Annotated in this window: 22 protein-coding genes and 1 pseudogene; 11 read left to right on the forward strand and 12 right to left on the reverse strand. The window is 63.8% G+C overall.

Annotation, left to right across the window (positions count from 1 at the left end; translation table 11 throughout):
- The 4 genes from X726_RS141950 to nhaA form a co-directional block, all read left to right on the forward strand.
- A partial coding sequence (locus X726_RS141950; RefSeq protein WP_023672846.1) for an ATP-dependent helicase C-terminal domain-containing protein occupies positions 1-923 on the forward strand: 923 nt, incomplete at its 5' end.
- A gap of 32 nt (positions 924-955) precedes the next feature.
- Positions 956-2281, forward strand: a complete 1326-nt coding sequence (locus tag X726_RS141945; RefSeq protein ID WP_023672847.1) for an ActS/PrrB/RegB family redox-sensitive histidine kinase — start codon at positions 956-958, stop codon at positions 2279-2281.
- A gap of 86 nt (positions 2282-2367) precedes the next feature.
- On the forward strand, positions 2368-2931 hold the full coding sequence (locus tag X726_RS141940; RefSeq protein WP_023672848.1) for an ActR/PrrA/RegA family redox response regulator transcription factor: 564 nt from the start codon (positions 2368-2370) through the stop codon (positions 2929-2931).
- A gap of 370 nt (positions 2932-3301) precedes the next feature.
- A complete protein-coding gene (gene nhaA, locus X726_RS141935) occupies positions 3302-4489 on the forward strand; it encodes a Na+/H+ antiporter NhaA (protein ID WP_031215456.1) in 1188 nt (395 codons plus the stop codon).
- Between the two features lie 94 nt (positions 4490-4583).
- Here the strand turns inward: nhaA and X726_RS1000000169835 are convergent.
- Together X726_RS1000000169835 and X726_RS1000000170810 are read right to left on the reverse strand one after the other, a co-directional pair.
- Positions 4584-5051 (reverse strand): annotated as a pseudogene (locus X726_RS1000000169835) (MmcB family DNA repair protein); the annotation flags it as partial.
- 582 nt (positions 5052-5633) lie between these two features.
- A complete protein-coding gene (locus X726_RS1000000170810; RefSeq protein ID WP_023672851.1) occupies positions 5634-5786 on the reverse strand; it encodes a hypothetical protein in 153 nt (50 codons plus the stop codon).
- 165 nt (positions 5787-5951) lie between these two features.
- Here X726_RS1000000170810 and X726_RS141925 point away from each other — a divergent pair, with 165 nt between their 5' ends.
- Entirely contained in the window at positions 5952-6272 is a 321-nt protein-coding gene (locus tag X726_RS141925; RefSeq protein ID WP_031215457.1) for a hypothetical protein, read from the forward strand.
- A 381-nt stretch (positions 6273-6653) separates the two neighbouring features.
- Here X726_RS141925 and cueR read toward each other — a convergent pair whose 3' ends face one another.
- The gene (gene cueR, locus X726_RS141920) at positions 6654-7070 is read right to left on the reverse strand and encodes a Cu(I)-responsive transcriptional regulator (RefSeq protein WP_023672853.1); all 417 of its coding nucleotides are present in this window, start codon (positions 7068-7070) and stop codon (positions 6654-6656) included.
- Positions 7071-7308: 238 nt separating this feature from the next.
- Here cueR and X726_RS141915 point away from each other — a divergent pair, with 238 nt between their 5' ends.
- Positions 7309-7926 (forward strand): L,D-transpeptidase, encoded by a 618-nt coding sequence (locus X726_RS141915; protein ID WP_023692663.1) that lies wholly within the window; start codon positions 7309-7311, stop codon positions 7924-7926.
- 182 nt (positions 7927-8108) lie between these two features.
- On the opposite strand, the gene X726_RS141910 is transcribed toward X726_RS141915, so the two are convergent.
- The 6 genes from X726_RS141910 to X726_RS141885 form a co-directional block, all read right to left on the reverse strand.
- Positions 8109-8678, reverse strand: coding sequence for a NifU family protein (locus tag X726_RS141910; protein ID WP_023672855.1), 570 nt, complete (start codon positions 8676-8678; stop codon positions 8109-8111).
- 201 nt (positions 8679-8879) lie between these two features.
- Complete coding sequence (locus tag X726_RS141905) at positions 8880-9371, reverse strand: universal stress protein (protein WP_023672856.1); 492 nt, start codon at positions 9369-9371, stop codon at positions 8880-8882.
- Positions 9372-9472: 101 nt separating this feature from the next.
- Positions 9473-10540 carry a tryptophan--tRNA ligase gene (trpS, locus tag X726_RS141900; protein ID WP_023672858.1) on the reverse strand — a complete coding sequence of 356 codons (1068 nt, stop codon included), beginning with the start codon at positions 10538-10540 and terminating at the stop codon, positions 9473-9475.
- 171 nt (positions 10541-10711) lie between these two features.
- Positions 10712-12319 (reverse strand): murein biosynthesis integral membrane protein MurJ, encoded by a 1608-nt coding sequence (murJ, locus tag X726_RS141895; RefSeq protein ID WP_023672859.1) that lies wholly within the window; start codon positions 12317-12319, stop codon positions 10712-10714.
- Between the two features lie 76 nt (positions 12320-12395).
- A complete protein-coding gene (locus X726_RS141890; RefSeq protein ID WP_023672860.1) occupies positions 12396-15191 on the reverse strand; it encodes a [protein-PII] uridylyltransferase in 2796 nt (931 codons plus the stop codon).
- Positions 15192-15224: 33 nt separating this feature from the next.
- A complete protein-coding gene (locus tag X726_RS141885) occupies positions 15225-16067 on the reverse strand; it encodes a glycosyltransferase family 25 protein (RefSeq protein ID WP_023672861.1) in 843 nt (280 codons plus the stop codon).
- Positions 16068-16243: 176 nt separating this feature from the next.
- Between X726_RS141885 and X726_RS141880 the strand changes: the two genes are divergently transcribed.
- The 4 genes from X726_RS141880 (at position 16244) to X726_RS141865 (ending at position 20937) form a co-directional block, all read left to right on the forward strand.
- Complete coding sequence (locus tag X726_RS141880; RefSeq protein ID WP_023672862.1) at positions 16244-18757, forward strand: heavy metal translocating P-type ATPase; 2514 nt, start codon at positions 16244-16246, stop codon at positions 18755-18757.
- 43 nt (positions 18758-18800) lie between these two features.
- A complete protein-coding gene (locus X726_RS141875; RefSeq protein ID WP_023672863.1) occupies positions 18801-19184 on the forward strand; it encodes a DUF305 domain-containing protein in 384 nt (127 codons plus the stop codon).
- 96 nt (positions 19185-19280) lie between these two features.
- Positions 19281-20126 (forward strand): aldo/keto reductase, encoded by an 846-nt coding sequence (locus X726_RS141870; protein ID WP_023672864.1) that lies wholly within the window; start codon positions 19281-19283, stop codon positions 20124-20126.
- Positions 20127-20178: 52 nt separating this feature from the next.
- On the forward strand, positions 20179-20937 hold the full coding sequence (locus tag X726_RS141865; RefSeq protein ID WP_023672865.1) for an MBL fold metallo-hydrolase: 759 nt from the start codon (positions 20179-20181) through the stop codon (positions 20935-20937).
- Positions 20938-20941: 4 nt separating this feature from the next.
- Here X726_RS141865 and X726_RS141860 read toward each other — a convergent pair whose 3' ends face one another.
- The 3 genes from X726_RS141860 to mutS all read right to left on the reverse strand — a co-directional run bounded on the left by X726_RS141860 (position 20942) and on the right by mutS (position 24830).
- A complete protein-coding gene (locus X726_RS141860; protein ID WP_023672866.1) occupies positions 20942-21496 on the reverse strand; it encodes a TetR/AcrR family transcriptional regulator in 555 nt (184 codons plus the stop codon).
- A gap of 66 nt (positions 21497-21562) precedes the next feature.
- On the reverse strand, positions 21563-22027 hold the full coding sequence (locus tag X726_RS141855) for a nuclear transport factor 2 family protein (protein WP_023672867.1): 465 nt from the start codon (positions 22025-22027) through the stop codon (positions 21563-21565).
- Positions 22028-22100: 73 nt separating this feature from the next.
- The gene (gene mutS, locus X726_RS141850) at positions 22101-24830 is read right to left on the reverse strand and encodes a DNA mismatch repair protein MutS (RefSeq protein WP_023672868.1); all 2730 of its coding nucleotides are present in this window, start codon (positions 24828-24830) and stop codon (positions 22101-22103) included.
- Positions 24831-24995: 165 nt separating this feature from the next.
- On the opposite strand from mutS, the gene X726_RS141845 reads away from it, so the two are divergent.
- Positions 24996-26177, forward strand: coding sequence for a glycosyltransferase (locus tag X726_RS141845; RefSeq protein ID WP_033002004.1), 1182 nt, complete (start codon positions 24996-24998; stop codon positions 26175-26177).
- Positions 26178-26239 lie beyond the last annotated feature (62 nt).

The following is a 26239-nucleotide window of genomic DNA, read 5'->3' on the forward strand; positions in this document are numbered from 1 at the left end:
TCGCCAGGGCGCGCGGCGAGCGTGGCCGTTTCGTGCTCGCCAACGGCTCCGGCGCCATGCTCGACGCCGCCGATCCGCTGGCCGGTGAGACCTGGCTGGTCGTCGCCGACCTGCAGGGCAAGGCGCAAAACGCCCGTATAACCGCCGCGGCCTCGGTCCACGAGACCGACATCCGTGCCGCTCTCGCCGACAGGATCGAGATTCGCCGCGAGACGAGTTTCGACCGCGAGCGGCGCGCGGTGCGCGTGCGCGAGACCGCCAGGCTCGGCGCCATCACTTTGTCGGAGCGCATGCTGCCCGCACCAACTGGAACAGACGCCGACCGCGCCATAACAGATGCCTTGCGCGAGCACGGCCTGTCGCTGCTGGAATGGGGCAAGGACGGCGAGACGCTGCGCCAACGGCTCGGCTGGCTGCATCGCGGCCTCGGCGCGCCTTGGCCCGATGTTTCGGAACCCGCCCTGCTCGAAGGCCTCGACGACTGGCTGCTGCCGTTCCTTTCGGGCAAGGCATCCTTCGCCGCGATCGATCCCGGCGTGCTGTCGTCAGGCCTGATGGCGCTGGTGCCGCACGAATTGCAGCGCAAGGTCGGCACACTGGCGCCGACCCATTTCGACGCGCCCTCCGGCAGCCATGTGCCGATCCGCTATGACGGCGAATGGCCGGTGCTGGCCATCCGCGTGCAGGAACTGTTCGGCCTTGACCGCCATCCGGCAATCGCCAACGGCACCGTGCCGCTGACGCTCGAGCTGTTGTCGCCGGCGCACCGGCCGATCCAGACGACGCGCGACCTGCCCGGCTTCTGGCGCGGCTCCTGGGCCGATGTGCGCACCGACATGCGCGGCCGCTATCCCCGCCATGTCTGGCCGGAAAATCCGCTGCTCGCTGCGGCCACCGCCCGCGCCAAACCGCGAGGGACCTAGCGCTCGTCCTTTCCCGGCTATAATCCTTGGCCATGATCAACATCGTGCACGCGCCAGACTTCCAGCAAAGCCAGCGGCTGCGCCTCAACACGCTGATCCGGCTGCGCTGGCTGGCCATCGTGGGCCAGAGCCTGGCGGTGCTGGTCGTCGCCTATGGGCTCAAATTCCCGCTGCCGGTCAGCCTCTGCTTCGCGCTGGTCGCCTGCTCGGCCTGGCTCAACCTGGTGCTGACCTTCCGCTATCCGGCAGCGCACCGGCTGACCCCGTTCTCAGCCTTTTTCATCCTGACCTTCGACAGCCTGCAGCTTGCCGGCCTGCTCTTTTTGACTGGCGGCCTCACCAACCCGTTCTCGGTGCTGATGACCGTGCCCGTCGTCATCTCGGCGGCGTCGCTGCCGCTGCGGCTAACTGCGGTGCTCGGCGCGCTGGTCATGGCGGCGGCCACGTTGCTGGTCTTCTTCCACCAGCCGCTGCCATGGTATGAGGGCGCGCCGCTGCCCATGCCATTCATCTATGTCGCCGGCATATGGATGGCGGTGTTTTCCTCGATCGCCTTCACCGCCATCTATGCCTTCCGCGTCGCCGAGGAAGCCCGCCTGCTCGCCAATGCGCTTGCCGCCACCGAACTGGTGTTGCAGCGCGAGCAGCATCTGTCGGCGCTCGATGGCCTCGCCGCCGCCGCCGCGCACGAACTCGGCACGCCGCTCGCCACCATCGCCCTTGTCTCCAAGGAAATGGAGAAGGCGCTGGGTAACGATCCGAAATATGGTGAGGATGTGAAGCTGTTGCGGTCGCAGAGCGAGCGCTGCCGCGAGATCCTGAAGCGGCTGACCAGCCTGTCCTCCGAGGGTGAGGCGCATCTGTCGCGTCTGCCGCTGACTTCGCTGGTCGAGGAGGTGACGGCGCCGCACCGCGATTTCGGCATCTCGATCAAGCTTCGGCCGGGCGAGCGCGTCGGCCCCGAACCGGTGGGACGACGCAACCCCGGCGTCATCTACGGCCTCGGCAATCTCGTCGAGAACGCGGTCGACTTCGCCCGCAACAGTGTGACGGTGCGATGGAGTTGGGACGAACTCGACGTCACCTTCTCGATCATCGATGACGGGCCGGGCTTTCCCCCCGAAATCATCGACCGCATCGGCGAGCCCTATATGTCGACGCGCCAGGGCAACGAAGCCGGCGGTGGCCTGGGCCTCGGGCTGTTCATCGCCAAGACCTTGCTCGAACGCTCCGGCGCCACGCTCGATTTCCGCAATTCGAGCGAGCTGGGCGAGGGCGCCATCGTGCAGATATCGTGGCCCCGCACCGTCTTCCTCAACCCGGAATCGGTGGGGATCTCGATGTTCGACACCGCGTAAAAGCCTTGCCGGAGGCGGCAAAATTGGACAATGGCGTTCAGGAACTATATCTGCGTAAAATTAAGGCAGCAGGATTTTTTAAGATAATGACTGGCGAAGAAGCAATTGGCGCAATGGTCGAAGGCGAGGACACCTCGCTGCTCATCGTTGACGACGACAAGCCGTTCCTGACGCGGCTGGCCCGCGCCATGGAAACCAGGGGTTTCGTGGTCGAGACGGCCGAGAGCGTCGAGGAGGCAGTGGCCAAGGCGCGCGCCCACCCGCCGGCCTATGCGGTGGTCGACATGCGGCTTGGCGACGGCAACGGCCTCGACGTCGTCGCCGCCATCCGCGAGAAGCGCGACGATGCCCGCACCGTCATCCTCACCGGCTACGGCAACATCGCCACCGCGGTGACCGCGGTGAAGCTCGGCGCCATCGACTATCTGTCGAAGCCGGCTGACGCCGACGACGTGTTTGCAGCGCTCACCCGCACCGCCGGCGAGCGCGCCGCCCCCCCGGAAAATCCGATGTCGGCCGACCGCGTGCGCTGGGAACACATCCAGCGCGTCTACGAAATGTGCGACCGCAACGTGTCGGAAACCGCGCGCCGGCTCAACATGCATCGCCGCACGCTGCAGCGCATACTCGCCAAGCGCGCACCACGCTGAGGTTCACGCGCCGGCGGCGCCGGCCGCCAATTGCCGAACCTCAGCGCTGCCCCTCACCTGCCTGCCGGCATCCTCTCCCCGTATAGAGACGGGGGAGAGGGGCGCTCTCATCGCCGGTTTCGCCAATCGCCGGCGTTGCAGGAGACGACGGCTAGGCTGAAGCTGCCTCTTTCTCCCCGTCGCTATGCGGGGAGTTGAGGAATGGTCCGCGAAGCGGACGAAAAGCCAACTGCTTGGCTTTCGAATGACGAACGTCCGGCAGGACAATGAGGGGCGGCGCCAACGCTGGAAACAGTTGCGCTTGCCGTGCCATCGACCTTTGCCCATCATCGGCAATAACGCCGCCGGAAAACCCGGCAACGGAGCACAGATGCGCGACAAGCAGCCGAAATCCATCCTTCGCGAATTCCTCGATGGCGAGGCGGCGGGCGGCATCATCCTGATGCTTGCGGCAGCCCTTGCGCTGATCGTCGCCAATTCACCATTGGCCGAAACCTATTTCGCCGCTCTCCACGCCTATCTCGGCCCGCTCAGCGTCTCGCACTGGATCAATGATGGGCTGATGGCGGTGTTCTTCCTGCTGGTCGGCCTTGAGATCAAGCGCGAGATGCTCGACGGTCAGCTCTCGACCTGGCCGCGCCGCGTGCTGCCGGGCGTCGCCGCCGCCGGCGGCATGCTGGTTCCCGCGCTGGTCTATGTCGCCATCAACCGCAACAACGCCGCCGCGCTCTCCGGCTGGGCGATCCCGACCGCCACCGATATCGCCTTTGCGCTCGGCGTACTGTCGCTGCTCGGCAACCGCGTGCCGGCGTCGCTCAAGATATTTCTCACCGCGCTCGCCATCATCGACGATCTCGGCGCCGTCATCATCATCGCCATCTTCTACACAAGCGGCCTGTCGCTGGCCTATCTCGGTGCGGCCTTCGCCGTCATCGCGGTGCTCATCATGCTCAACCGCATGCGGGTGACGAGGCTGACGCCCTACCTAGTGCTCGGCGCCGTGCTGTGGGTGCTGGTTCTGAAATCGGGCGTGCATGCCACGCTGGCCGGCGTCGCGCTGGCGCTCACCATTCCGCTGAAAATCTCTGCCGGCAGCGGCCACGATCTCGACCATTCGCCGTTGCACCGGCTCGAACACGGCCTGCACAAGATCGTGCCCTTCTTCGTCATCCCGATTTTCGGCTTTGCCAATGCCGGCGTGTCGCTGGCCGGCCTCAGCGCCTCTGCCCTGGTCGAGCCGCTGACGCTCGGCGTTGCCGCCGGCCTGGTGCTGGGCAAGCTGGCCGGCGTCTTCGGCTCCTCGGCGCTGGCGATCCGGCTCGGCTTCGCCGACCTGCCGGTCAATGCCGGCTGGCTGCACATGATCGGCATTTCGCTGCTCTGCGGTATCGGCTTCACCATGAGCCTGTTCATCGGCCTGCTCGCCTTCGCCAACGACATGGCGCTGCAGGACGCCGTCAAGGTCGGCATCTTGGCGGGGTCCTTCGTTGCAGCGCTGCTGGGTGCCGCCGTGCTCCTGATGGCGCCGGCGGCAGGGGTGGAGGAGGTGGTGGAGTAGGTGTTCTTGGGTTCCTCGCCCCCGCAAAGCGGGGCGAGGAACTTGAGCTTCGTCTACTCGCTCTCTCCCGCCAGCGCCGGCACCGCCACNCCGCCACACCCGCCAGTTCCGCCGCCAGCAGCCGCGCCGCACCCGCCCGTGCGATGCGCAGCATCAGCGCCTTGCGCGTTGCCGCCGCCATCCGGTGCTCGGGCGCATCGCGCAGAATCTCGGCGCCGTAGCCGTCGGAGAGGATGAAGCCGCATTCCTCGGGGAAGATCTCCGATGGCACGCCCGGATGGGTGGCGAAGAAGAAGCGGTCGGAGTGCAGCCGGTAATCAGGCCATTTGCGGTCGACGCGAAAATCCTCGATCGAGGATTTGATCTCGATGATCCAGATGTCGCCCTGCCTGGTCAGCGCCACAAGGTCGGCGCGCCGCCCGGTGGCCAGCGACAGTTCGGGCAGCACATGCATGCCCATTTGCATAAGCAGCCGCTGCACGCCACGCCGCACCAGCATGGCGCGTTCCGACTGGCGGCCATCGATCAGGGGATTGAGGAGAATCGGGGAGATGATCGGCATGGCAGCCACCATGCCAGATTTTGTTCACGGTTTGAACCCATGCTTGGGCAAAATCCGATTGACAAATTCGGCCAGATAGGAATATAATCCTGCTACGATTGATGATCCGAGAGGCATGTCACGTCATGGGCCAGGCGCTACGGGAAGTACTGCGGACAATACTGCGTTGGATCGAATCTCTGATCGGTGTCATCTCCGCGTTTGTGAGAAGCGGGATGGCCGAAAAGGTCCTGAAGTCTCGGATGAGCGAGGTCCGGCCGCTTATGTCACTGCCCGAAGCGGCCTTGCCTTCGCCCGGCCTAAGCCCGCCATATCATCAAAAATCGAGGCAGTCAGGGCCTGTTATCGCCGCGGCAAGCGTGGGCCAGTTCTGCAGAGGGCCCATGTCCCGCAACAGCCGTTGCACGCCACGCCGCACCGGCATAGCGCGTTCCGACTGGCGGCTATCAGGGCGGATGCATACGAAACCTTGTAAATGACCAAGCCGTATACGAAACGACGACTCGTAAGCGTTAGGCGGAATTTGGTTCCGAAATGGGTAACTTCCCTACGGCTGGGTAGCTCCTAGAGCCATTTGATGGCTCACAGGATCAGCACGACAATAACTGCCATCACTAATTCCAGACCAGGCCTGACCTGCGCACGAAGTTGCGGTGAAAACCGGCATGCCAGCAGGACGCCAAGCCCGCCACCGAGCGGCGTTAGAACCTTGTCGATAAACTCAACGGCATTCATGTCTTGACCCCCAAACCCAAGCGCGAGACTAGCAGAGCCAAGGTCGTGAGCAAATGGGTTTGTCAACCATACAATCGCCTTTCGCAGGGCGACTATATACTTTACAACGCGCCCTGCGGATTGATCCCCGCTATGCTTGAGATAAGCTACCGGGAGGCAAAGCATATGAAGCGTAGAACCGCACTCACCGCGCTGCTCGTATCGTTGGGCACGATAGGCCTAATCTTGCTGGGGATTGGCCTTCTTGCTAGCGCGGGAATCCTAGCTGAGAAGGGTACTTGGCCGCATATTGTCGGTGGCTTCACTGCGGTATTGATGATGCCGATAGCTTTTGTGGCGTTTCTGTCCTGTATGTTTTCAGTTCTGACCACCCTTCTTTTTGCGGCTCTGCCGCGAGAGAAGCTGATCCCCTATCTCAGAGCGTGGCCATTCAAGTTTTTGCTCTGGAAGGAAGTCAGAGAAGAGTTTGAACCTACCTCAAGCTAGGTCTGCTTCTTACTCGTTCGGTCTGAAGGTGGCGGTCGCTTTCGGATTTTGACCCCAGCATCCGCGCGCCTCATCAGACGATTATTCGGTTGACAAACCTGGGTGACGGCTTGGTCCGAGCGTCTTCCGCGATCGCACCATATTCGTCTGGGTGCAGTCTGGTATTGATCCGCAGCGGCCCTATGTCGTGCCGATCGACTTCCGTTCTTAGCTATAAATCGGCCGGACTAAAGTCTTACGTCGTGAGCGCAAAGGTCTGATGTAACCGCTTTGGTTCCGTTCTTGTCCATTGGACGTTCCGTAATTTTAGCCAAATGAGATATATACCTTTGGGGGTTTTTCTTGCGCGTCCGGCGCCCAGTCTATCCCGGCGCCCGTGCTTCAAACCGTGGCCCGCCTGTCTGCGGCCTGCGCAGCCCCCGCAATATCATCCAAAATCGGGCAGTCCGGCCGGTCGTCGCCATGGCAGGCCTGGATCAGCGTCTGCAAGGTCGTGCGCATCGACTGCAGCTCGCGCACCTTTTCCTCGATGGCGCTGACATGGGCGGCGGCGATCTCGCGCACATCGTGGCTGGCGCGGCTGCGGTCCCGGTAGAGCGCCATCAGCTGGCGGCAATCGTCGATTGAAAAGCCGAGGTTGCGGGCACGGCGCAGGAAGGCCAGCCGATGGATGTCGTCGCTGGAATAATCGCGATAGCCATTGCCGGCGCGCGCCGGCGCGATCAGGCCGATCTCTTCATAGTAGCGGATGGTCTTGGCCGGCAGGCCGGACCGCGCCGCGGCATCGCCTACATTCATTGTGATTCCTCGATGTGGTTCCCTGATTGTAGGCTATCCGACAGGGCCGCCCATTGTTTTTCCTTCACAATCCCGTGAGTCCTGTTGCCGAAATGCCATAGTTGACGGCTTACCGGCACGTAAGCTCCTGCATATAGGCATCGCGCGCTTGGCAAGCAAAGCAAATGCCAGCATGAATGATTTCAGGAAAAGCGGCCGTAACGTGTCGCGACATCTTGGCGGGGCATCGGACCATTTCATGCGCATGAAGTCATTTGCAATCGTCGCCGCACTTGCGTTGTCGGCCGCGATCTCGGGTTGCAGCACGATCGGCTCGCAGCTGTTCACCAACAACTACGGTTCGGTGAACGATGCAGGCTACCAACTGCCGCGCATCCCGATCGAGAGGGTGCCGCTGAAGTACCACCGGCAAGAGGTGAACTACGACACCTCGGAAAAGCCGGGCACCATTGTCGTCGATACCCAGAACAAGTTTCTCTACTTCGTCGAAGGCGACGGCCGGGCGATCCGCTACGGGATCGGCGTCGGCCGCGAAGGCTTTGAATGGCACGGGACCGCCCATATCGCGCTGAAGCGCGAATGGCCGACCTGGACGCCGCCGCGGCAGATGATCCAGCGCCAGCCGGAGCTAGCGAAGTTCGCGAGCGGCATGGAGCCGGGCCTGAAGAACCCGCTCGGCGCGCGCGCCATGTATCTGTTCAACAAGGGCGGTGATATGGGCTACCGCCTGCACGGCAGTCCGGAATGGAATTCGATCGGCAAGGCGATGTCGTCAGGCTGCATCCGGCTGATGAACCAGGACATCATCGACCTCTACGACCGCACGTCGGTCGGCGCCAAGGTCATCGTGATGTAGGACCATGATCCGGAACCGAGGTCCACGAAAGCGAAAAGTGGAACCGGTTTTCGGGAAGATCATGGTCAAAGTAGGCGTTACCCTTCGTACGCGGACCGTCTAGGCAACAACGGACGTCCAAAACAGAAAACCGGGCAATCTGGCCCGGTTTTTTGTTGCTCGCTCGAATGCGTGAAGGGGTCTTAGGAGACCTGCTCGACCTGCTGTACTTCCGGCACGAAGTGGCGGAGCAGGTTCTGGATGCCGTGCTTAAGCGTCGCCGTCGAGGACGGGCAGCCGGCGCAGGCGCCCTTCATGTGCAGGAACACGGTGCCCTTCTCGAAGCCGCGGAAGGTGATGTCGCCGCCATCCTGGGCAACCGCCGGGCGCACCCTGGTGTCGAGCAGTTCCTTGATGGTGATGACCAGTTGCTCGTCGGCCTTGTCGTAGAATTCGCCGGTCTGGCTGGTCTCGGCGGCGGGGCCGGCATTGACCATGACGGGCGCGCCCGACATGAAATGCTCCATGATGGCGCCCAGGATCGCCGGCTTCAGGTGCTGCCAGTCCGGGCCGTCCTTGGTCACGGTGATGAAGTCATAGCCGAAGAAGACGCCGCTCACGCCGGGGATCTCGAACAGCCGGCCGGCCAGCGGCGAGGCGCTGGCTGCACTGTCGGCGTCGCGGAAATCGGCGGTGCCTTCGACAAGGACTTCCTTGCCGGGCAGGAACTTCAGCGTTGCCGGGTTCGGCGTCGATTCGGTCTGGATGAACATGGCCGTCTCCGTGCCCCAGTCGGGCAGCTAGTTTGGAATAGTTCTAAATAGGCTCAATCGGCTGGACATTCAAGCGAAACGCGTCGCTCAAAACGGCTGGCTGGCGGAATGTTTTTGCTGGCTGGGAATGAATCCCGCGCGGGCTATAAATCCAGGATCGTGATGTTATCCGAAACCGCTTCACACTTCCGGCATCACTCTCTATGCGAGGCTGTCGATCTCCTCGTCAGACAGGTTCTGCGGCACCACTGTGACCGGAATAGGGAAGGCGGCGCCCTTGCCGGCAACAGCCCCGACCAGCGGCCCGGGTCCTTCCTTGCCGGCACCTGCCGCCAGCACCAGGATGGCGATGTCCTGGTCTTCCTCGATCAGCTTGTGGATCTCTTCGGTCGGCTTGCCTTCGCGCACCACCATCTCGGGCTCGATGCCGAGCTTCTGGCGCACCTTGTTGGCGTAGCCGTCGAGTGCCGCGCGTGCCGTGGCATTGGCTTCCTCGCGCATGATCTTCTCGACGCCCAGCCAGTGCTGAAAGTCGTCCGGTGTGATGATGTAGAGCAGCACCAGCGTGCCGCTGGTGCTCTGCGCCCGCTTGGAGGCGTAGGCGACGGCGCGCTCGCACTCCGGCGTGTCGTCGATGATCGTCAGGAATTTCCTGCGATGGCCGGCTTCGCGACTGAGGCGTTTGGAGACCATGTCTATCTACTCGATGTTTTCGGCCGCAATCTGCCACCGCGACAGACCGGCGGCAAGCCGCCGGCCTTGGGCCAGAATGGTGCGGTGCACTGACGGTAGGATCAGCCCTGCAACAGGCCGATAATGTCGCGTACCGTCTTCATGGTGGTCTCAGCCAGCGCGCCGGCGCGTTCGCCGCCGTCTCTCAGCACCGCGTCGACATAGGCGCGGTCGCCCTCGATACGGCGCATCTCGCCGGCGATCGGCGCCAGTTTTTCCACGGCAAGGTCGGCGAGCGCCGGCTTGAACACGGAAAACTGCTGGCCGCCGAATTCCTTCAGCACGTCCGCCTTCGACATCTCGGCCAGCCCTGCATAGATGCCGACCAGGTTTTCCGCTTCCGGGCGGCTTTCCAGGCCGTCGACTTCGCTTGGCAACGCTTCCGGGTCGGTCTTGGCCTTGCGGATCTTCTTCGAGATGGTGTCGGCATCGTCGGTCAAATTGATGCGGGACAGATCCGACGGGTCCGACTTCGACATCTTCTTGGAGCCGTCGCGCAGGCTCATGATGCGCGCCGCCGGCCCGCCGATCACCGGTTCGGTTATCGGGAAGAACCCGTTTACCGTCTCTTCGCCAACCTGCATCTCGACTCCGACGCCAAGACTGGCGATGCGGCTCGAAAAATCATTATTGAACTTTTGCGCGATGTCGCGAGTCAGCTCCAGATGCTGCTTTTGGTCCTCGCCCACCGGCACATGGGTCGCGCGGTAGAGCAGGATGTCGGCCGCCATCAGCGAGGGATAGGCAAGCAGGCCCAGCGAGGCGTTCTCGCGGTCCTTGCCGGCCTTGTCCTTGAACTGCGTCATCTTGTTCATCCAGCCGATGCGCGCCACGCAATTGAAGATCCAGGCAAGCTCGGCATGCTGCATCACCCGCGACTGGTTGAAGACGATGTGCTTCTTCGGGTCGATGCCGGAGGCAAGGAAGGCCGCGGTAATCGAGCGGGTCTGGTCGGCGAGGTCGTCATGGACGAGTTGTGCCGTCAGCGAATGCAGGTCGACGACGCAATAGATGCAGTCTGACGTGTCCTGCAGGGCGACGAATTTCTTGATGGCGCCGAGATAGTTGCCGAGATGCAGATTGCCGGTCGGCTGTACCCCGGAAAAGACGAGCTGTTTGAAGGCGGTCATGGGTTCCTCATGGCTTGTGGAGGGCCGTATAAGCGTGATTCCGAAAAGTTGCAGACTTTTCGGAGCCAATCACGCGGCTGGAAACCGCGCCCGGCGAAGTCTTTCGACGGCGCGCTTATGGACGAAGGGGCGGAGAGGATCAAGACCGATGTTGCTGTTAGCTCGTCCGGACTATTCGTCCAGATCGGCCTTTGGCGCTGGCGCCGCTGCCTTGCCCGAGCCGCGTTTCACATTGCGCCGGATCATTCCGAAATCGGCGCCGCCGGTGGCGAAAGCCGTGACGAAGTAGAGCAGCGCCCCGCCGGCTACCAATGAGAGAAGCGTCACGGCCTTGATCACCAGTGGCGAGCCGGGGCCGAGCCTAACGGCCAGCCAGTGCTCGGCGAAATAGAGCGCCACCGCCATCACCGCAGCCGACAGCACCAGGCGCGGAATGCGCTTCAGCAGCGGCGCGTCGCGGCCCCAATGGCCGCGTCGGATCAGCACGGCAAGCAGCATCACAGCGTTGACCCAGCCGGCCACGGCCGAGGCCACCGCAATGCCGGGCGCGCCCAGGCTCGGGAACAGCGTCAGTGCCGTGATCACGTTCACGCCGACCGAAATGGCGGCGAACATCATCGGCGTGCGCGTATCCTCGCGGGCGAAATAGCCGGGAGTGAAGGCCTTGATCAGCACGAAGGCCGGCAGGCCGAGGCCGAAAATCGCCAGGATCGCGGCCACGGTCGGCGTCGAGCCGTTGGCGGCGAAGGCGCCGCGCTCATAGACCAGCCGCACGATCGGCTCCGCCATTACCCAAAGGGCCGCCGCCGCCGGCAAGGTCATGAACAGCGTGAACTCGACCGAGCGGTTCTGCAGATTGGCCGCCTCGACCAGATTGCCCGATTTCAGCGCCCGCGACAGCTCCGGCAACAGCACGATGGCCACCGCGACGCCGACGACGCCGAGCGGCAGCTGGTAGATGCGGTCGGCGTAAGCAAGCGAGGACACGGCGCTGTCCTGCGCCGACGCGATCGCCGTGCCGATCAGCTGGTTGATCTGGGTGATGCCGCCGGTGATCGCCGCCGGCAGCGCCAGGATCAGCAGGCGCTTGACGTTGGGCGTCATCTTCGGCCGGCGAAAGCCGATGGCGATGCCGGCATTGCGCACCGCCACCCAGACGATGGCAAGCTGCACCAGCCCCGCCGCCAGCACGCCCCAGGACAGGCTGAAACCGACCTCACGGGCATCCATGCCGTGGTACCAGGCGTAGCCGAGCACGCTGATCAGGATGATGTTGAGGAAAGCCGGCGCCACGGCAGCCGCGAAATAGCGGCGCAGCGAATTTAGCATGCCGGCCATCATTGCTGCGAGCGACATGCAGATGAGATACGGGAACATGATCGTCGCCAGCAGGACGGTCGTCTCGAATTTGCCCGGCGTGTCGGCAAAGCCCGGCGCCACGAGATAGCGCACGATCAGCGGCATCGCCAATTCCATGACGATGGTCAGCGCCAGAAGTGCGGTGAACAGGACGCCGAACACTTCCTCCGAAAAGCGCTTGGCGCCGTCGGTGCCGTGGGTCTCGATCTCCTTGGCAAACAGCGGCACGAAGGCGGCGTTGAAAGCGCCTTCGGCAAACAGCCGGCGAAACGTGTTTGGAAACTGGAAGGCGGCGTTGAAGGCGTCCGCCACCGGCCCGGTGCCGAGTGCGGCAGCCATCAGCATCTCGCGGCCAAAGCCAAGGGCGCGGCTCATCAGCGTGCCGGACGCAACCGTGGCGAATTTCTTGACGAGGCTCATGCGCGGGGAGATTGCCTGGATGATTGGGACAAAGGGGATGATTGGGACAAAGGGGGTGATTGGGACAAAGTGATGGTCACTCGGCCGCCGCCTTGGCCTTGCCGCCGCGCTCTGGGACAACGCCTTCAAGCGCCGCGATCAGCCTGGCGTGGATGGTGGCGGTGCGTGCCGGGTTGTCGATCTTCTGCCCCGTAAGGTCGGTGACATAGAAAGTGTCGATCACCTTCTCGCCGAAGGTGGTGATGTGAGCCGAGGCGATGTCGAGCGAGAGATCGGACAACGCACTGGTGATTTCCGACAACAGCCCAGGCCGGTCCAGTCCCTCGACCTCGATCACCGAAAACCGGTTCGACAGCGTGTTGCGGATTTCGGCGCGCGGCGGAATCTTGAACACCTTGGCGCCGCGCCGCGGCCGGGTGCGCTTCTCGATCATCTCCGGCAACCAGCTCTTGCCCGACAGCACGTCCTCGATCAGCCGGCCGACGCGCTCGGCGCGACGGCGCTCATCCTCGTCGCGGTCGAATTCCCGTGAGATCAGGATGATGTCCAGCGCGCGGCCGTCGGACGTGGTGAAGATCTGCGCGTCGACGATGTTGCCGCCGGCTCCCGCGCAGGCGCCGGCAATGACCGAAAGCAGGCGCGGATGATCCTGCGCCAGCACGGTGATCTCGGTCACCGCCTCGAATTGGTGGGTCCTGACCACGGTGGCGAGCTTCTTGCCTGCCGCGTCGGCTTCGCGGATGAATTCGGCATGGCGCAGCTGATCGGGGAGGTCGACCGTCAGCAGATAGTTCTCGTAATGCAGGCCGACATAGCGCTTGCGGGCCTTGTCCGGCCAATCGGCCAGCGCCTCGGCCAGCCGCTCGCGCGCCGCCGCCGTCCGCTTGGCGCGCGACACTTCCGAGAAGCCGCCGGTCAAAAGCAGTTCGGTCTCGTAGTATAGCGTGCGCAGGAGCTGGCCCTTCCAGCCGTTCCACACGCCCGGCCCGACACCCCTGATGTCGCAGACGGTCAGGATCAACAGCATTTTCAGCCGCTCGACCGATTGCACGATCGAGGCGAAATCCTCGATCGTCTTACGGTCGTTGAGGTCGCGCGTCTGCGCCGTCATCGACATCACCAGATGGTTCTCGACCAGCCAGGCGACGGTCTCGGTGTCGGCGGCCGACAGCCCCATATGCGGGCAGATGCGGCGCGCGATCCGGGCGCCGGCCTCTGAGTGATCCTCCGGCCGGCCCTTGGCGATGTCGTGCAGCAGCACCGCGACATAGAGCGCCTCGCGGCTCTTCTCTAGCCCCGGCATCAGCGTGTGCGAGAGCGGATGCACCTTTTCGCCGTCGCCGCGCTCGATCTCGGCCAAGACGCCGATGCAGCGGATCAGGTGCTCGTCCACCGTATAGTGGTGGTACATCGAGAACTGCATCATGGCGACTATTCTGCCGAAATCGGGGATCAGCCTGCCGAGCAGGCCGGCCTCGTTCATGCGCCGCAAATTAAGCTCGGCATTGCGGTCCGAGGTCAGGATGTCGAGGAACAGCCGGTTGGCCTCCTCGTCGCGCCGCAGCGACTTGTTGACCAGACCGAGCGAGCGGGTGAGCAGCTTCAGCGCATCGGGATGGAACTCCAGCCCGTGCTTGTCGGCGAACCAGAACAGCCTGAGCAGATTGACCGGGTCGCGCTCGAACACGCTGTCGTCGGCGACGTTGATGCGGTGATTGTCGACAATGAAGTCCGACGTGCCTGCCAGCTTGCGCTTGCGGCGCTGGAAGGTGAGGAAGACGCGGTTGAAGCCGGGCACATGCTTGGCCTGCTCTTCCTCGAGCGCGGCGCAGAAGATGCGGGTGAGGTCGCCGACATCCTTGGCGACGAGGAAGTAATGCTTCATGAAGCGCTCGACCGCCGACAGACCGGGATGGGTGGTGTAGCCCAGACGTTCGGCGATCTCGCGCTGGATATCGAAATGCAGCCGTTCCTCTGGCTTGCCGGTGAGGAAATGCATGTGGCAGCGCACCGCCCACAGGAAGTCTTCGGCCTTCTGGAATTCGCGGTACTCGGCCTCGGTGAAGACACCTTTCTCGACCAATTCCTCGCCGGTGCGCACGCGATAAAAATACTTGGCGATCCAGAACAGCGTCTGCAAATCGCGCAGGCCGCCCTTGCCGTCCTTGACGTTGGGCTCGACCAGATAGCGGCTTTCGCCGGCCTTGGCATGGCGATCGTCGCGTTCGGCGAGCTTGGCCTGCACATATTCCGGTCCGGTGGTGCGCACCACTTCATGGTCGAAGCGGGTGAGCAATTCGTCGAAGAGCTTCTGTTCGCCCCACAGGAACCGCGCTTCCAGGATCGTGGTGCGGATGGTGATATCGCTGCGCGACAGCCTGAGACACTCGTCGATGTTGCGGGTGGCGTGGCCAACCTTCAACCCGAGGTCCCACAGCATATAGAGCATATATTCGACGATCTGTTCGCCCCACGGCGTCTGCTTGTAGGGCAGCAGGAACAACAGGTCGATGTCGGAGCCCGGCGCCAGCGTGCCGCGGCCATAGCCGCCGACGGCAACGACCGCCATGCGCTCTGCGGTCGAGGGGCTTTTCACCCGGTAGACGTGGGTCGCGGCGAACTCGTAGAGGGCGCGGATGATCTCGTCCATCAGATGCGACAGCCGGGCGGCGCAAGCCGTGCCGCTGCCATCGTCCATCAGCATGCGCTCGGCAACCTTGCGGCCCTCGGTCAGCCGATCCTTCAGCAGCCGGAGCGCGCCGACGCGCGCGCCGGGCTCGGCGCCGCTGGCCGCCGAGATCAGCGCCGTCATGTCGCGGCGCAAAGCCTCGCTGTCGATCAGCGCGTCGAGCTTGAGGGAGATTTTTGCCATGGATTGCCGGTGGGCCTCGCCTTTGCGCGGCGTCTATAGCGCGTTTTCACGGCGCTGTGTATGGGGCGGACGGACGCGTCGGCCGCGATACCAGAAAGGGATGATCATCTCGCGCCGGAGCCGGAAGAGATCGGCGATCTGCCGCGTCAACCGCCTGGCCTCGATCCTTACCTTGGCGGTGATTGGCTTCTGGCGCTGTTTGCCTATCCCGCTTGCCACCCATTCCTCTGTTCGCTCCTGCTTCAGCAGGCTTGGCAATCTCACCGGACTGTCGCCGAGGAATTGTGCCTGCAGGCACAATGCCGGGACGAGTTGGTAAATGACCTTGTCGGACGAGGTCGCAAAACGCGGATTGAAGATGAGGTGATCGACGGGAATGCTGATCTCCTTCGTTGCCGCAAGAAGGTCCTGCGCGGCCTGTCTGGACAGGATGTATCCCGCCGTACCGATATGGAGCCCGTGCAGTCTGCTCGCAGAAAAACCGTGGCCGCAGGCAACTTGCTTGCGTGAAATTACGGTCCGGTTGAAGAACGTTTCCAACTTGACGATGTCCGCATCGGCGGGAATCCAGCCCGCATCGGCAAGCAAAGCGCCGGCTTTGTCCGGGAAAACGACATCGTCCTCGAAAATCGCCGCGTAAGCATCCTCACCTGCAGCGATCGTCGACCAACACTGTTGGTGGCTGAGCAGGCAGGCAATCTCGGCGTCGGCCAGGCGCAAATGCTTCTTGCCCTGCGGCATTTCGGCCAGATCCGGCCGATCTCGCGCATCGATGGCGGCGACCCGCTCGAAGGCGATGCCGATGCGCGCGAACTCCGCCGTTACATGGGCGAGGCGATCGCGGGACCGATCGAGATTGATAATCAGGCATTTCATTTGGGTGGGATCGATGCAGTGGGACGCGCGTCCATAGCATGGGAACAAAGTTGCGTAAGCGATTTTCCCTCGATGTGCGCGATGACGGCCACGATCGAAAAGTGGAAATCGCCCCTTGACCTTCCAGTTACTGGAAGCACTACCTCCTCACCCAGACAGATATAAGGCACTTTTCGATGGCGCATTCCGAGCATCACCACCACGCGCACGCGGCCGATGGCAACTGCTGTACGGCAAAGGCTGCTGAGCCGGCCGCCGAAGCAGTGGTGCGCGATCCGGTCTGCGGCATGAGCGTCGACCCGGCAGCGGGCAAGCCGACGGCCGAGCATGGCGGCCGTCTCTTTCACTTCTGCAGCGAGGGTTGCCGTACGAAATTCGTCGCCGGGCCCGAAAAATACCTGACCGCCACCGACCCCGTCTGTGGCATGAGTGTCGACCGCGCTACCGCCAGGCATTTTTTCCGCCACGAAGGCCAGGGTTTCTATTTCTGCTCGGCCGGCTGCCGGGCGAAGTTCGAGGCCGAGCCGCAAAACTATCTCGGTGACAGGCCGGCGCCGTCGCCAGTGCCGAAAGGCACGCAATACACCTGCCCGATGCATCCCGAAGTGATAAGAGACAAGCCCGGCTCCTGCCCGATCTGCGGCATGGCGCTTGAGCCGATGGGCGTTCCCACTGGCGATGAGGGCCCGAACCCCGAACTGGTAGACTTCACCAGACGGTTCTGGGTCAGCGCGGTGCTGTCCCTGCCGCTGCTGATCGTTGCCATGGCGCCGATGCTCGGCCTGACGTTCCAGGCGTTTGTCGACGGGCGAACGATGGTCTGGCTGGAATTGGCGCTGGCCAGCCCAGTGGTGCTGTGGGCGGCCTTCCCCTTCTTCCACCGCGGCTGGGAGTCGCTGGTCAACCGCAGCCCCAACATGTGGACGCTGATTTCGCTGGGTGTGGGTGCGGCCTACCTCTACAGCGTCGTCGCCGCACTGTTTCCGGACATCTTTCCGCATCAGTTCCGTGGCCATGGCGGTACCGTCCCGGTCTATTTCGAGGCAGCTTCCGTCATCGTCGCGCTGGTATTCCTCGGTCAGGTGCTCGAATTGCGGGCGCGCGAAAAGACCGGCTCGGCCATCCGTGCGCTGCTCGACCTGGCGCCGAAGACGGCACGGCTGATCGGGGAGGACGGCTCCGACACCGACGTGCCGCTCGATGCGGTCAAGACCGGCGACCACCTGCGCCTCCGTCCAGGCGACGCCGTGCCGGTCGACGGCATCGTAACGGAAGGCCGTTCCTCCATCGACGAATCGATGATCTCGGGCGAGCCGCTGCCGGTCGAAAAAACGAAAGGCGATGCCTTGACCGGCGGCACGCTCAACAAGAACGGTTCGCTGGTCATGCGCGCCGAAAAGGTCGGCTCCGAAACGACGCTTTCGCGCATCGTCGAGCTGGTCGCAAAGGCGCAGCGTTCGCGCGCGCCGATTCAAGGTCTGGCCGATCGCGTCTCCTTCTACTTCGTGCCGGCCGTCGTGCTGGTCGCGCTCGCGGCCTTTGCCGCCTGGGCGATCTTCGGTCCCGAACCCAGCTTGATCTTCGCCATCGTCTCGGCGGTCTCGGTGCTGATCATCGCCTGCCCCTGCGCGCTCGGCCTGGCGACGCCGATGTCGATCATGACCGCCACCGGGCGCGGGGCGCACGCGGGCGTGCTGATCAAGGACGCGGCCGCGCTCGAGCGCTTCGCTTCGGTCGACACGTTGATCGTCGACAAGACCGGCACCTTGACCGAAGGCAAGCCTCGCTTGACCGATGTCGTCGCTGCCGAAGGCCTGTCTGAGAATGAATTGCTGGCGCTCGCCGCCGGCCTGGAAAAAGGCTCGGAGCATCCGCTGGCCGAGGCCATTGTCGGCGGCGCCGGCGAACGCGGCCTGACGCTCATCGAGGCCGGCGGCTTCGACGCCGTCACCGGCAAGGGCGTATCCGGCACGGTGTCTGGCAGGAAGGTTTCGCTCGGCAACGCCGCTATGATGGCCGATGTCGGCATCGACACCGCTTCCCTGTCGGCCAGGGCCGAGGCGCTGCAGGCAGAAGGCAAGACGGCGATGTTCGTTGCGGTGGACGAAAGACTGGCCGGCATTGTCGCGGTCGCCGATCCGGTCAAGGCAACGACAGCCGAGGCGATCAGGGCGCTGCACGACAGAGGCTTGCGGATCATCATGGCGACCGGCGACAATGAGCGCACGGCGCGTGCCATCGCCAAGAGCCTTGGCATCGACGAGGTGCGCGCCGGCCTGCTGCCGGAACAAAAGGCCGCCCTTGTCGAGGAGTTGCGTGCGAAAGGTGCGGGCGTCGCCATGGCCGGCGACGGCGTCAACGATGCGCCGGCCCTGGCCAGCGCCGATGTCGGCATCGCCATGGGCACCGGCGCCGATGTCGCTGTCGAGAGCGCCGGCATTACGCTGGTCAAGGGCGATCTCAACGGCATCGTCAGGGCGCGAACGCTCGCCCAGGGGACGATCCGCAACATCCGCCAGAATCTGTTTTTCGCCTTCCTCTACAATGTGCTTGGCGTGCCGGTTGCCGCCGGCGTGCTCTATCCGCTCACCGGCACGCTTTTGTCGCCGATGCTGGCGGCGGCGGCCATGAGCCTGTCTTCGGTTTCGGTCATCGCCAACGCATTGCGGCTGCGGACGTTGAAACTCTGAGCAAAGCCCCCAGATACGAATATCAGTCAACAGGAGATCATGGATGACCTTGGCTAAGAAGATCGTGCTTTTGATGATGGCGGCGGGAATGCTGCTTGCCGTTTTCCTCGAAAGCGTCCCGGCGCGATCCGAAGAGATGAAACACGACATGGGCGCGATGGGCGCGCAAGGTCCTTCGACCGACGGCTACAAGGCGGCGATGGACAAGATGCACACCGACATGATGATCGAATATTCCGGCAATGCCGATGTCGACTTCGTGCGCGGCATGATCCCGCATCATCGGGGCGCGATCGACATGGCCAAGGTGGAACTCGCCAACGGCAAGGATCCCGAAATCCGCAAGCTGGCCGAAGATGTCATCGCCGCGCAGGAAGCGGAGATCACCAAGATGCAGGCCTGGCTCGCCGCCCATCCGGTCAAATAGCGCAGCAACGACTGCGGAGAAGAATGCGGGATCTATTCTGGATTTCTCCCTGTGCTTGTGATGCCATGCGCATTGACCGCCATACGAGGAGCCTCCATGCCCACGACCATAAGAACCACCACGTTGCCTTCGGGCGAGGCCGTCCAGGTGCTGGGACAGGGCACATGGAAGATGGGCGAGGATTCCCGCCGCCGCGCCGGGGAGGTCAATGCCCTGAAGCTCGGGCTGGACCTCGGCATGACGTTGATCGACACCGCTGAAATGTATGCCAGCGGCGGCGCCGAGGAGGTGGTGGCGGAAGCCATTGCCGGGCGCCGCGACAAACTCTTTCTCGTCTCCAAGGTATTGCCGTCCAATGCCTCGCGCGCCGGCGTGGCGCGGGCCTGCGAAAACAGCTTGAAGCGCCTGCGCACCGACCGCATCGATCTCTATCTCCTGCATTGGCCGGGCAGTGTGCCTCTAGGCGAAACGGTCGAGGCTTTCGAGGCGTTGAAGAAGGCCGGCAAGATCCGTCACTGGGGCGTCAGCAATTTCGACACCGACGAAATGGAGGAGCTGACCGGCCTGTCGTCTGGAGATCATGTCCAGACCAACCAGGTACTCTACAATCTGTCGCGGCGCGGCCCCGAATTCGATCTCGCGCCATGGAGCCGGCAGCGCGGCATCCCGCTGATGGCCTATTCGCCGGTCGAGCAGGGCGCGCTGGCGCGCAATTCCAGGCTGGAAACCATCGCCGCCCGCCACAACGCAACGCCGGCACAGATCGCCCTGGCCTGGGTGATGGCGCAGCCCGGTGTCATCGCCATCCCGAAGGCGAGCAGCCAGGAGCACGTCCGCCAGAATGTTGCCGCGCTCGACATCGAGCTGGAGGCTGAGGATTTCGTCGAACTCGACCGCGCCTTTCCACCGCCGACGCGCAAGCGCGGCCTGGAGATGATCTAGATTGGAACGGATTTCGACCGGGTATAATCATACGGCGTATAGAGTCGGAGCCATGACGGTCACGTCGCTGCGCGACGGTTACGTCGACATGCCAATCAGGCGGCTGCGCCAGCCCGGAGACCGGACATTCGGTGACAACCTGCCCTCGCATGTACCGCTCGTCGACGGTGCGCTCAGGCTGTCGGTCAACGCCTTCGCCATCGATGACGGCGACGACGTCACGCTGATCGACACAGGGGCTTCGAACGCCTGGCACCCGACAATGGGGCACCTGCCCGAGGCGCTGCGCGAGGCGAAGATCGCCACCGAGCGGATTCGGACTGTTGCTTTCACCCACACCCATCTCGACCATATACACGGGCTCATCCTTGCCGATGGTGGCGACGGCTTCCCGCAGCTCTCTCGCCTGCTTGTCCCGCGAGCTGAGCTCGGCATGTTTCGCGACGTGGCGAGGCTGGAACGCTTCCACGATCGCGCCCAGCCTCTCGATGCTGGACAGCGCGTCAGCGCTGACATCGATACGATCGGCTCCGCTGGCCATGAAGCCGGCCACACTTGCTTTCGGGTTGTGAGCGCAGGCGAAACACTGTTGATCTGGGGCGACATCGTACATGTGCCGTCGCTTCAATTCGATCGACCCGAGATCACGTGGGAATTCGACGCAGACCAGCAGCAGGCGAGGGCAAGCCGGTTGCAAATGCTGGCGCTTGCGGCCAACAACGACTGCTACGTCGCCGGCGCGCATCTTGATTCGCCCGGCGTCGGCCGGGTTTTTCGAACCGAGACTGCTTTCCGCTTCGAGCCCTTATAGCACTCTAGCCGAGCGCCGCCCGCGCCCGTTGCAGCGCGCGCGAAAACACTGCGGTGTCGTCGAAGGCGCGCGCCAGCGTGAGCGCGCCCTGGATGGCGCCGACCGTTTCTTCGGCGAGTTCGTCTGCTTTGGCCGGGCTGTGTCCGACACGAGTCAGCGCCTCGGCAAGATGCGCTACCCAGCGGCCAAAATAGCTTTTGATCGCCTTGGCGAAGAGATCGCGCGATTCGTCCAGCGCAAAGGCGCCGATCAGGCAGACCCGACGGCCTGAGCGGAAATAGCTGTCGGTCGCTTCGAACATCCGATCGATGCCCGTACGAGGGTCGGCCCTGTCCTGCAACGGCACGAAGACATTCTCCTCGAACCAGCCATCTATATGGGCAATGACAGCCGCCGCCATCTCTTCCTTGCCGCCGGGGAAGAAGTGGTAAAGGCTGCCTTTGCCTAGGCCGGTCGCCGCACCGATCCGCGCCAGGCTCGCCCCTTCATAGCCGTGTTCGCGGAAAACCTCGCCGATGATGGAGAGCAAATCGGCGCGATCGGGCGCGATCCTGCGCATGCGCTAGTTTTTCCGCTTGAGCATGATCTTTGCCGAAAACCGCGACACAGTTCTAGGGATCACACTCTAAAGTCCGAGTTCGGTCAGGCCGGGATGGTCGTCCGGCCGGCGGCCGAGCGGCCAGTGATATTTGCGCTCACCCTCAGCGATCGGCAGGTCGTTGATGCTGGCGACGCGCCTACGCATCAGTCCATCCGCGTCAAATTCCCAATTCTCATTGCCGTAGGAGCGGAACCAGTGGCCACTGTCGTCGCGCCATTCATAGGCAAAGCGCACCGCGATGCGGTTGTCGTTCCAGGTCCAGACCTCCTTGATCAGCCGGTAGTCCATCTCGCGAGCCCATTTGCGTGTGAGGAAGGAGACGATCTCATTTCTGCCCGAGACGAACTCGGCGCGGTTGCGCCAGGTGCTGTCCTGCGTATAGGCGAGCGAAACCCGTTCTGGGTCGCGGCTGTTCCAGGCGTCTTCGGCCATGCGCGCCTTCTGCGCGGCGGTCTCGGCGGTGAAGGGCGGCAGCGGGGGACGGCTCATGTCATTCTCCCATCGGCAAAGGCGATGGCGAGCATTGTACCAAACGGTACAATTGGTCAAGGCTGAAATCGGACTAGGTTTTCCCCGCCATCCCCTTCAGCCGGTAGAGCGCTTCCAGCGCCTCGCGCGGCGTCATCTCGTCTGGATTGATCTCGCCCAGCGCTGCACCCAGTGCGTCGCTCTTCGCAGGCTTTGCCGCTTCCCGCTTCATTGCCACCGAAAACAGCGGCAGATCGTCGACCAGCCGGTTGGCCTTGCCGGAGACATCGCCTTCCTCGAGCTGATGCAGCACCTCTTTGGCGCGGCCGACCACCGCTTCCGGCAGACCGGCAAGGCGAGCGACCTGAACGCCATAGGAGCGATCGGCGGCACCCTTGCCGACCTCGTGCAGGAAGACCACGTCGCCTTCCCACTCCTTGACCCGCATCGTGACATTGTGCAGTCGCGGCAGCTTGCCGGAGAGTGCCGTCATTTCGTGGAAATGAGTGGCGAAGATCGCCCGGCAGCGGTTCTTCTCGTGCAGATACTCGACTGCCGCCCAGGCGATCGACAGGCCATCGAACGTGGCGGTGCCGCGACCGATTTCGTCGAGGATCACCAGCGCCCGCTCACCGGCCTGGTTGAGGATCGCGGCCGTCTCTACCATCTCGACCATAAAGGTGGAGCGGCCACGTGCCAGATCGTCCGAGGCGCCGACGCGCGAGAACAGCCTGTCGACGACGCCGATATGGGCCGATGTCGCCGGCACGAAGGAGCCGGTCTGGGCAAGGATGGCGATCAGTGCGTTTTGCCGCAGGAAGGTCGACTTACCGCCCATATTCGGACCGGTGAGCAGCCAGATGGCGCCGGCCTTGGCACCGTCTTGCGGCGACAGATCGCAATCATTGGCGACGAACGGCCCTTCGCCCGAACGGCGAAGCGCCTGTTCGACCACCGGATGGCGTCCGCCCGAGATGTCGAAGGCGAGGCTGGAATCGACCAGCGGCCGGCACCAGGCTTCGCTCTCCGACAACAGCGCGAGCGCCGCCGACACGTCGAGTACGGCGAGCGCATCGGCGCCGGCGCGGATCTTCTGCGCCTCGCCGACCGCCTCAGCCGTCAGCGTATCGAAAGCGGCAAGCTCGATGCTCAGCGCCCGGTCGGCGGCATTGGCGATCTTGGTCTCGAGTTCGGCAAGTTCGGTCGTGGTGAAACGCATGGCATTGGCCATGGTCTGGCGGTGGATGAAGCGCGCCTTGGCGCCGTCGCTTCCGGTCATGATCGAATGGTGGTTGGCGGTCACCTCGATGTAGTAACCCAGCACATTGTTGTGGCGGATTTTCAGCGAGCGGATGCCGGTCTCCTCGATCAGCGAGCGCTCCAGTCCGGCGATCACCTTGCGCGATTCGTCGCGCAGCGCCCGCATTTCGTCGAGTTCGGCATGGTAGCCGCCACGCACGAAGCCGCCGTCGCGCCTCAGCAGCGGCAGTTCCTCGCCAAGAGCCTGGGTCAGATGCTCGGCCAGCGCGCGCGGCAGCGCCTTTATCGCGGCAAGTGCCCCGGTCAGCTCAGCGGGCAGGACGGTCGTTCCGAACAGTTCGGCAATGGTGGCCGCCGCTTCGAAGCCGGCACGCAGCGCGCCGAGATCGCGCGGACCGCCGCGGTTGAGCGCCAACCGCGACAGCGCCCGCGGCATGTCGGCGACGCTCTTCAGGCTTGACCGCACAGCCTGGCAGAGCCGCGTCTCGGTGCGGAAGAACGATACCGAATCAAGCCGGGCAGCAATCGCCGCCGGATCGGTTAGCGGCGCCATCAGCCGGTCGGCGAGCAGCCTGGCGCCGCCGCCGGTGACCGTGCGGTCTATAGCCTTGAACAGCGAGCCGTCGCGGCTGCCCGACAGCGTGCGCAACAGTTCCAGATTGCCGCGTGTCGCAGGATCGATGAACAGCGTCGAGCCCTGCTCCTCGCGTTCGGGACGCGACAAAGGCGGCCGCTCGGCCTTCTGCGTCTTTTCGACATAGGCGATGGCGCCCGAGATCGCCGACAATTCGGCGCGCGAGAAGGCACCGAAACTGTCCGGCGTCGCCACTTCGAAGAAGCGCGCGATCCGCCCCGCTGCCGAAGCCGAATCGAAAAGCGACGGCGGCTGCGGGCTGGCGACGCGGCCGATGAAGTCGAACACCGGCTTCAGCTCGGGATCGTAAAACACCGGCTCGGCGACGATCAGCTCGCGCGGGTCGACGCGGAAGACATCGGCCAGCAGGCGGTCGGCCGTGGTTTCGGCAACGCGGAAGACGCCGGTCGAGATCTCGATCCAGGCCAGGGCGAAGGCGTCACCGCTGTTGCCGCCCTTCACCCGCCCTAGCGCCATCAGGAAGCTCGATTCCGACGGCGCCAGCAATTTATCCTCGGTGATGGTGCCTGGCGTCACCAGGCGCACCACGTCACGGCGTACGACCGATTTGCCGCCGCGCTTCCTGGCTTCCGCCGGGTCCTCGATCTGCTCGCAGACGGCGACGCGAAAACCTTGGCCGATCAGCTTTTGCAGATAGTCGTCGGCCGCATGCACCGGCACGCCGCACATCGGAATGTCGTTACCCTGGTGCTTGCCGCGCTTGGTCAGGACGATGCCCAGCGCCTTGCTCGCCTTTTCGGCGTCGTCGAAGAACAGCTCGTAGAAATCGCCCATGCGGTAGAACAGCAGAGAATCCGGATTCGCCGCCTTGATCTCGATAAACTGCTCCATCATCGGCGTGACGCTGCCGACGGGCGCAGACGGTGTCACCTCTGGGGCGTCGGTTTCTGCTGAAGTGTGCATGTTCATGCCCGCACGCTAGCAGATGTAGGTGCGGGGTTTAATGCAGGCGGCTCGAAAAGCAGGGGACGACCGGCCTCGACGGCGGCTTGTGCTCCCTCTACGCCGGGTGAAGCCGTTGGTTGCTTCGGGCGCCAACCAGACCCTATGATCGCCATGGCGGGGATAAGCGGCATGGATCAGGACAAACAGGAGGCGTTCGAAGAGCTGGTCGGTCCGGCTGGATCGGCGCTTGAGCGCCTGCTGCTGTTGGCGGCGCGGCGCGTCCACCGCACCAAAGGCAAGCTCAGGGGGACACTGCGCAAGCGCGTCCCCTTCCTCCTGCCGACACGCGGGCCGCTGTCCGATGTCGATGGCGGCATCGACATGTCGCTGCATGTGCTCAGCCGCGACCCGCTGGTGCTCTATGTCCCGATTGGCGGGTCGCGGCCGCTCTATCCGCTGGCAGCGCTCGGCCGGCGCCTGGCGGCGCGCCGCGTCACCTTCCTGACGATGCAGACCTGGACCATGGAGCGGCCGGCTGTCATCGCCCGGATGGGCCGCGATCTCGCCTGGTATGCCGGCCGGTTTCCGCTGCACGAAATCATCTTCCTGTGCAACACCGAGGAAGAGCGCCGTCTCATCGCAGCTGCGGGCGGCAATGCCATCTTCTCCAACCACAATCTGATGGTGTCGGAGGATATATTCCGGCCGCTGCCGGACGTGCCGGTCGAATTCGACGCGGTCTACAATGGCCGCATCTCGCCGATCAAACGCCATCACCTGGCCTTCGACATAGAGCGGCTGGCCCACATCACCTATTCGATCGGCGAATTGCCGCCGGTTGCCGCCCGCGCCTTTGTTCGGCGACTGCAGGCGCGTTCGCCGCTCCACCAGATCGCCAATCCGCTCGTCGACGGCTGGCCGGGCAAGCTGACGGCGCAACAGGTCAACCACGTCTACAACCAGGCCGCCGTCGGGCTGTGCCTGTCGGCCGTGGAAGGAGCGATGTACTCCTCGATGGAATATCTGATGGCCGGCCTGCCGATCGTCAGTACGCCGAGCCTTGGCGGTCGCGACGTCTATTTCGATCCGGATTATTGCATCGTCGCCGATCCGGAACCGACTGCCATTCGCCGCGCCGTCGAGACGCTGCGAGATCGTGCCATACCGCGTCAGCACATCCGCCGCCGCACGCTGGAGAAGGTTCACGCCCAGCGCATCGAACTCATGGCGTTCCTGACTGCATTGCTGCGGCGCAAGGGAAGCCGTGCGCCACCCATCGAGACGTGGCCTTTCCCCGGCACAGACGGCATGATGCGTCGGGGAACGGTGCGCGAAATCGCTGCCTTCGTCAGCGAGCCAGAGCCGACGTGACGCCGTTCGACCTTGGGGGATTTCGCTGCGGGCGTGAAGATCGCTTGGCGGTTTACAGCGGT

Origin of the sequence: Mesorhizobium sp. LSJC285A00, from assembly GCF_000503155.1 — a bacterium.
Classification (GTDB): domain Bacteria; phylum Pseudomonadota; class Alphaproteobacteria; order Rhizobiales; family Rhizobiaceae; genus Mesorhizobium.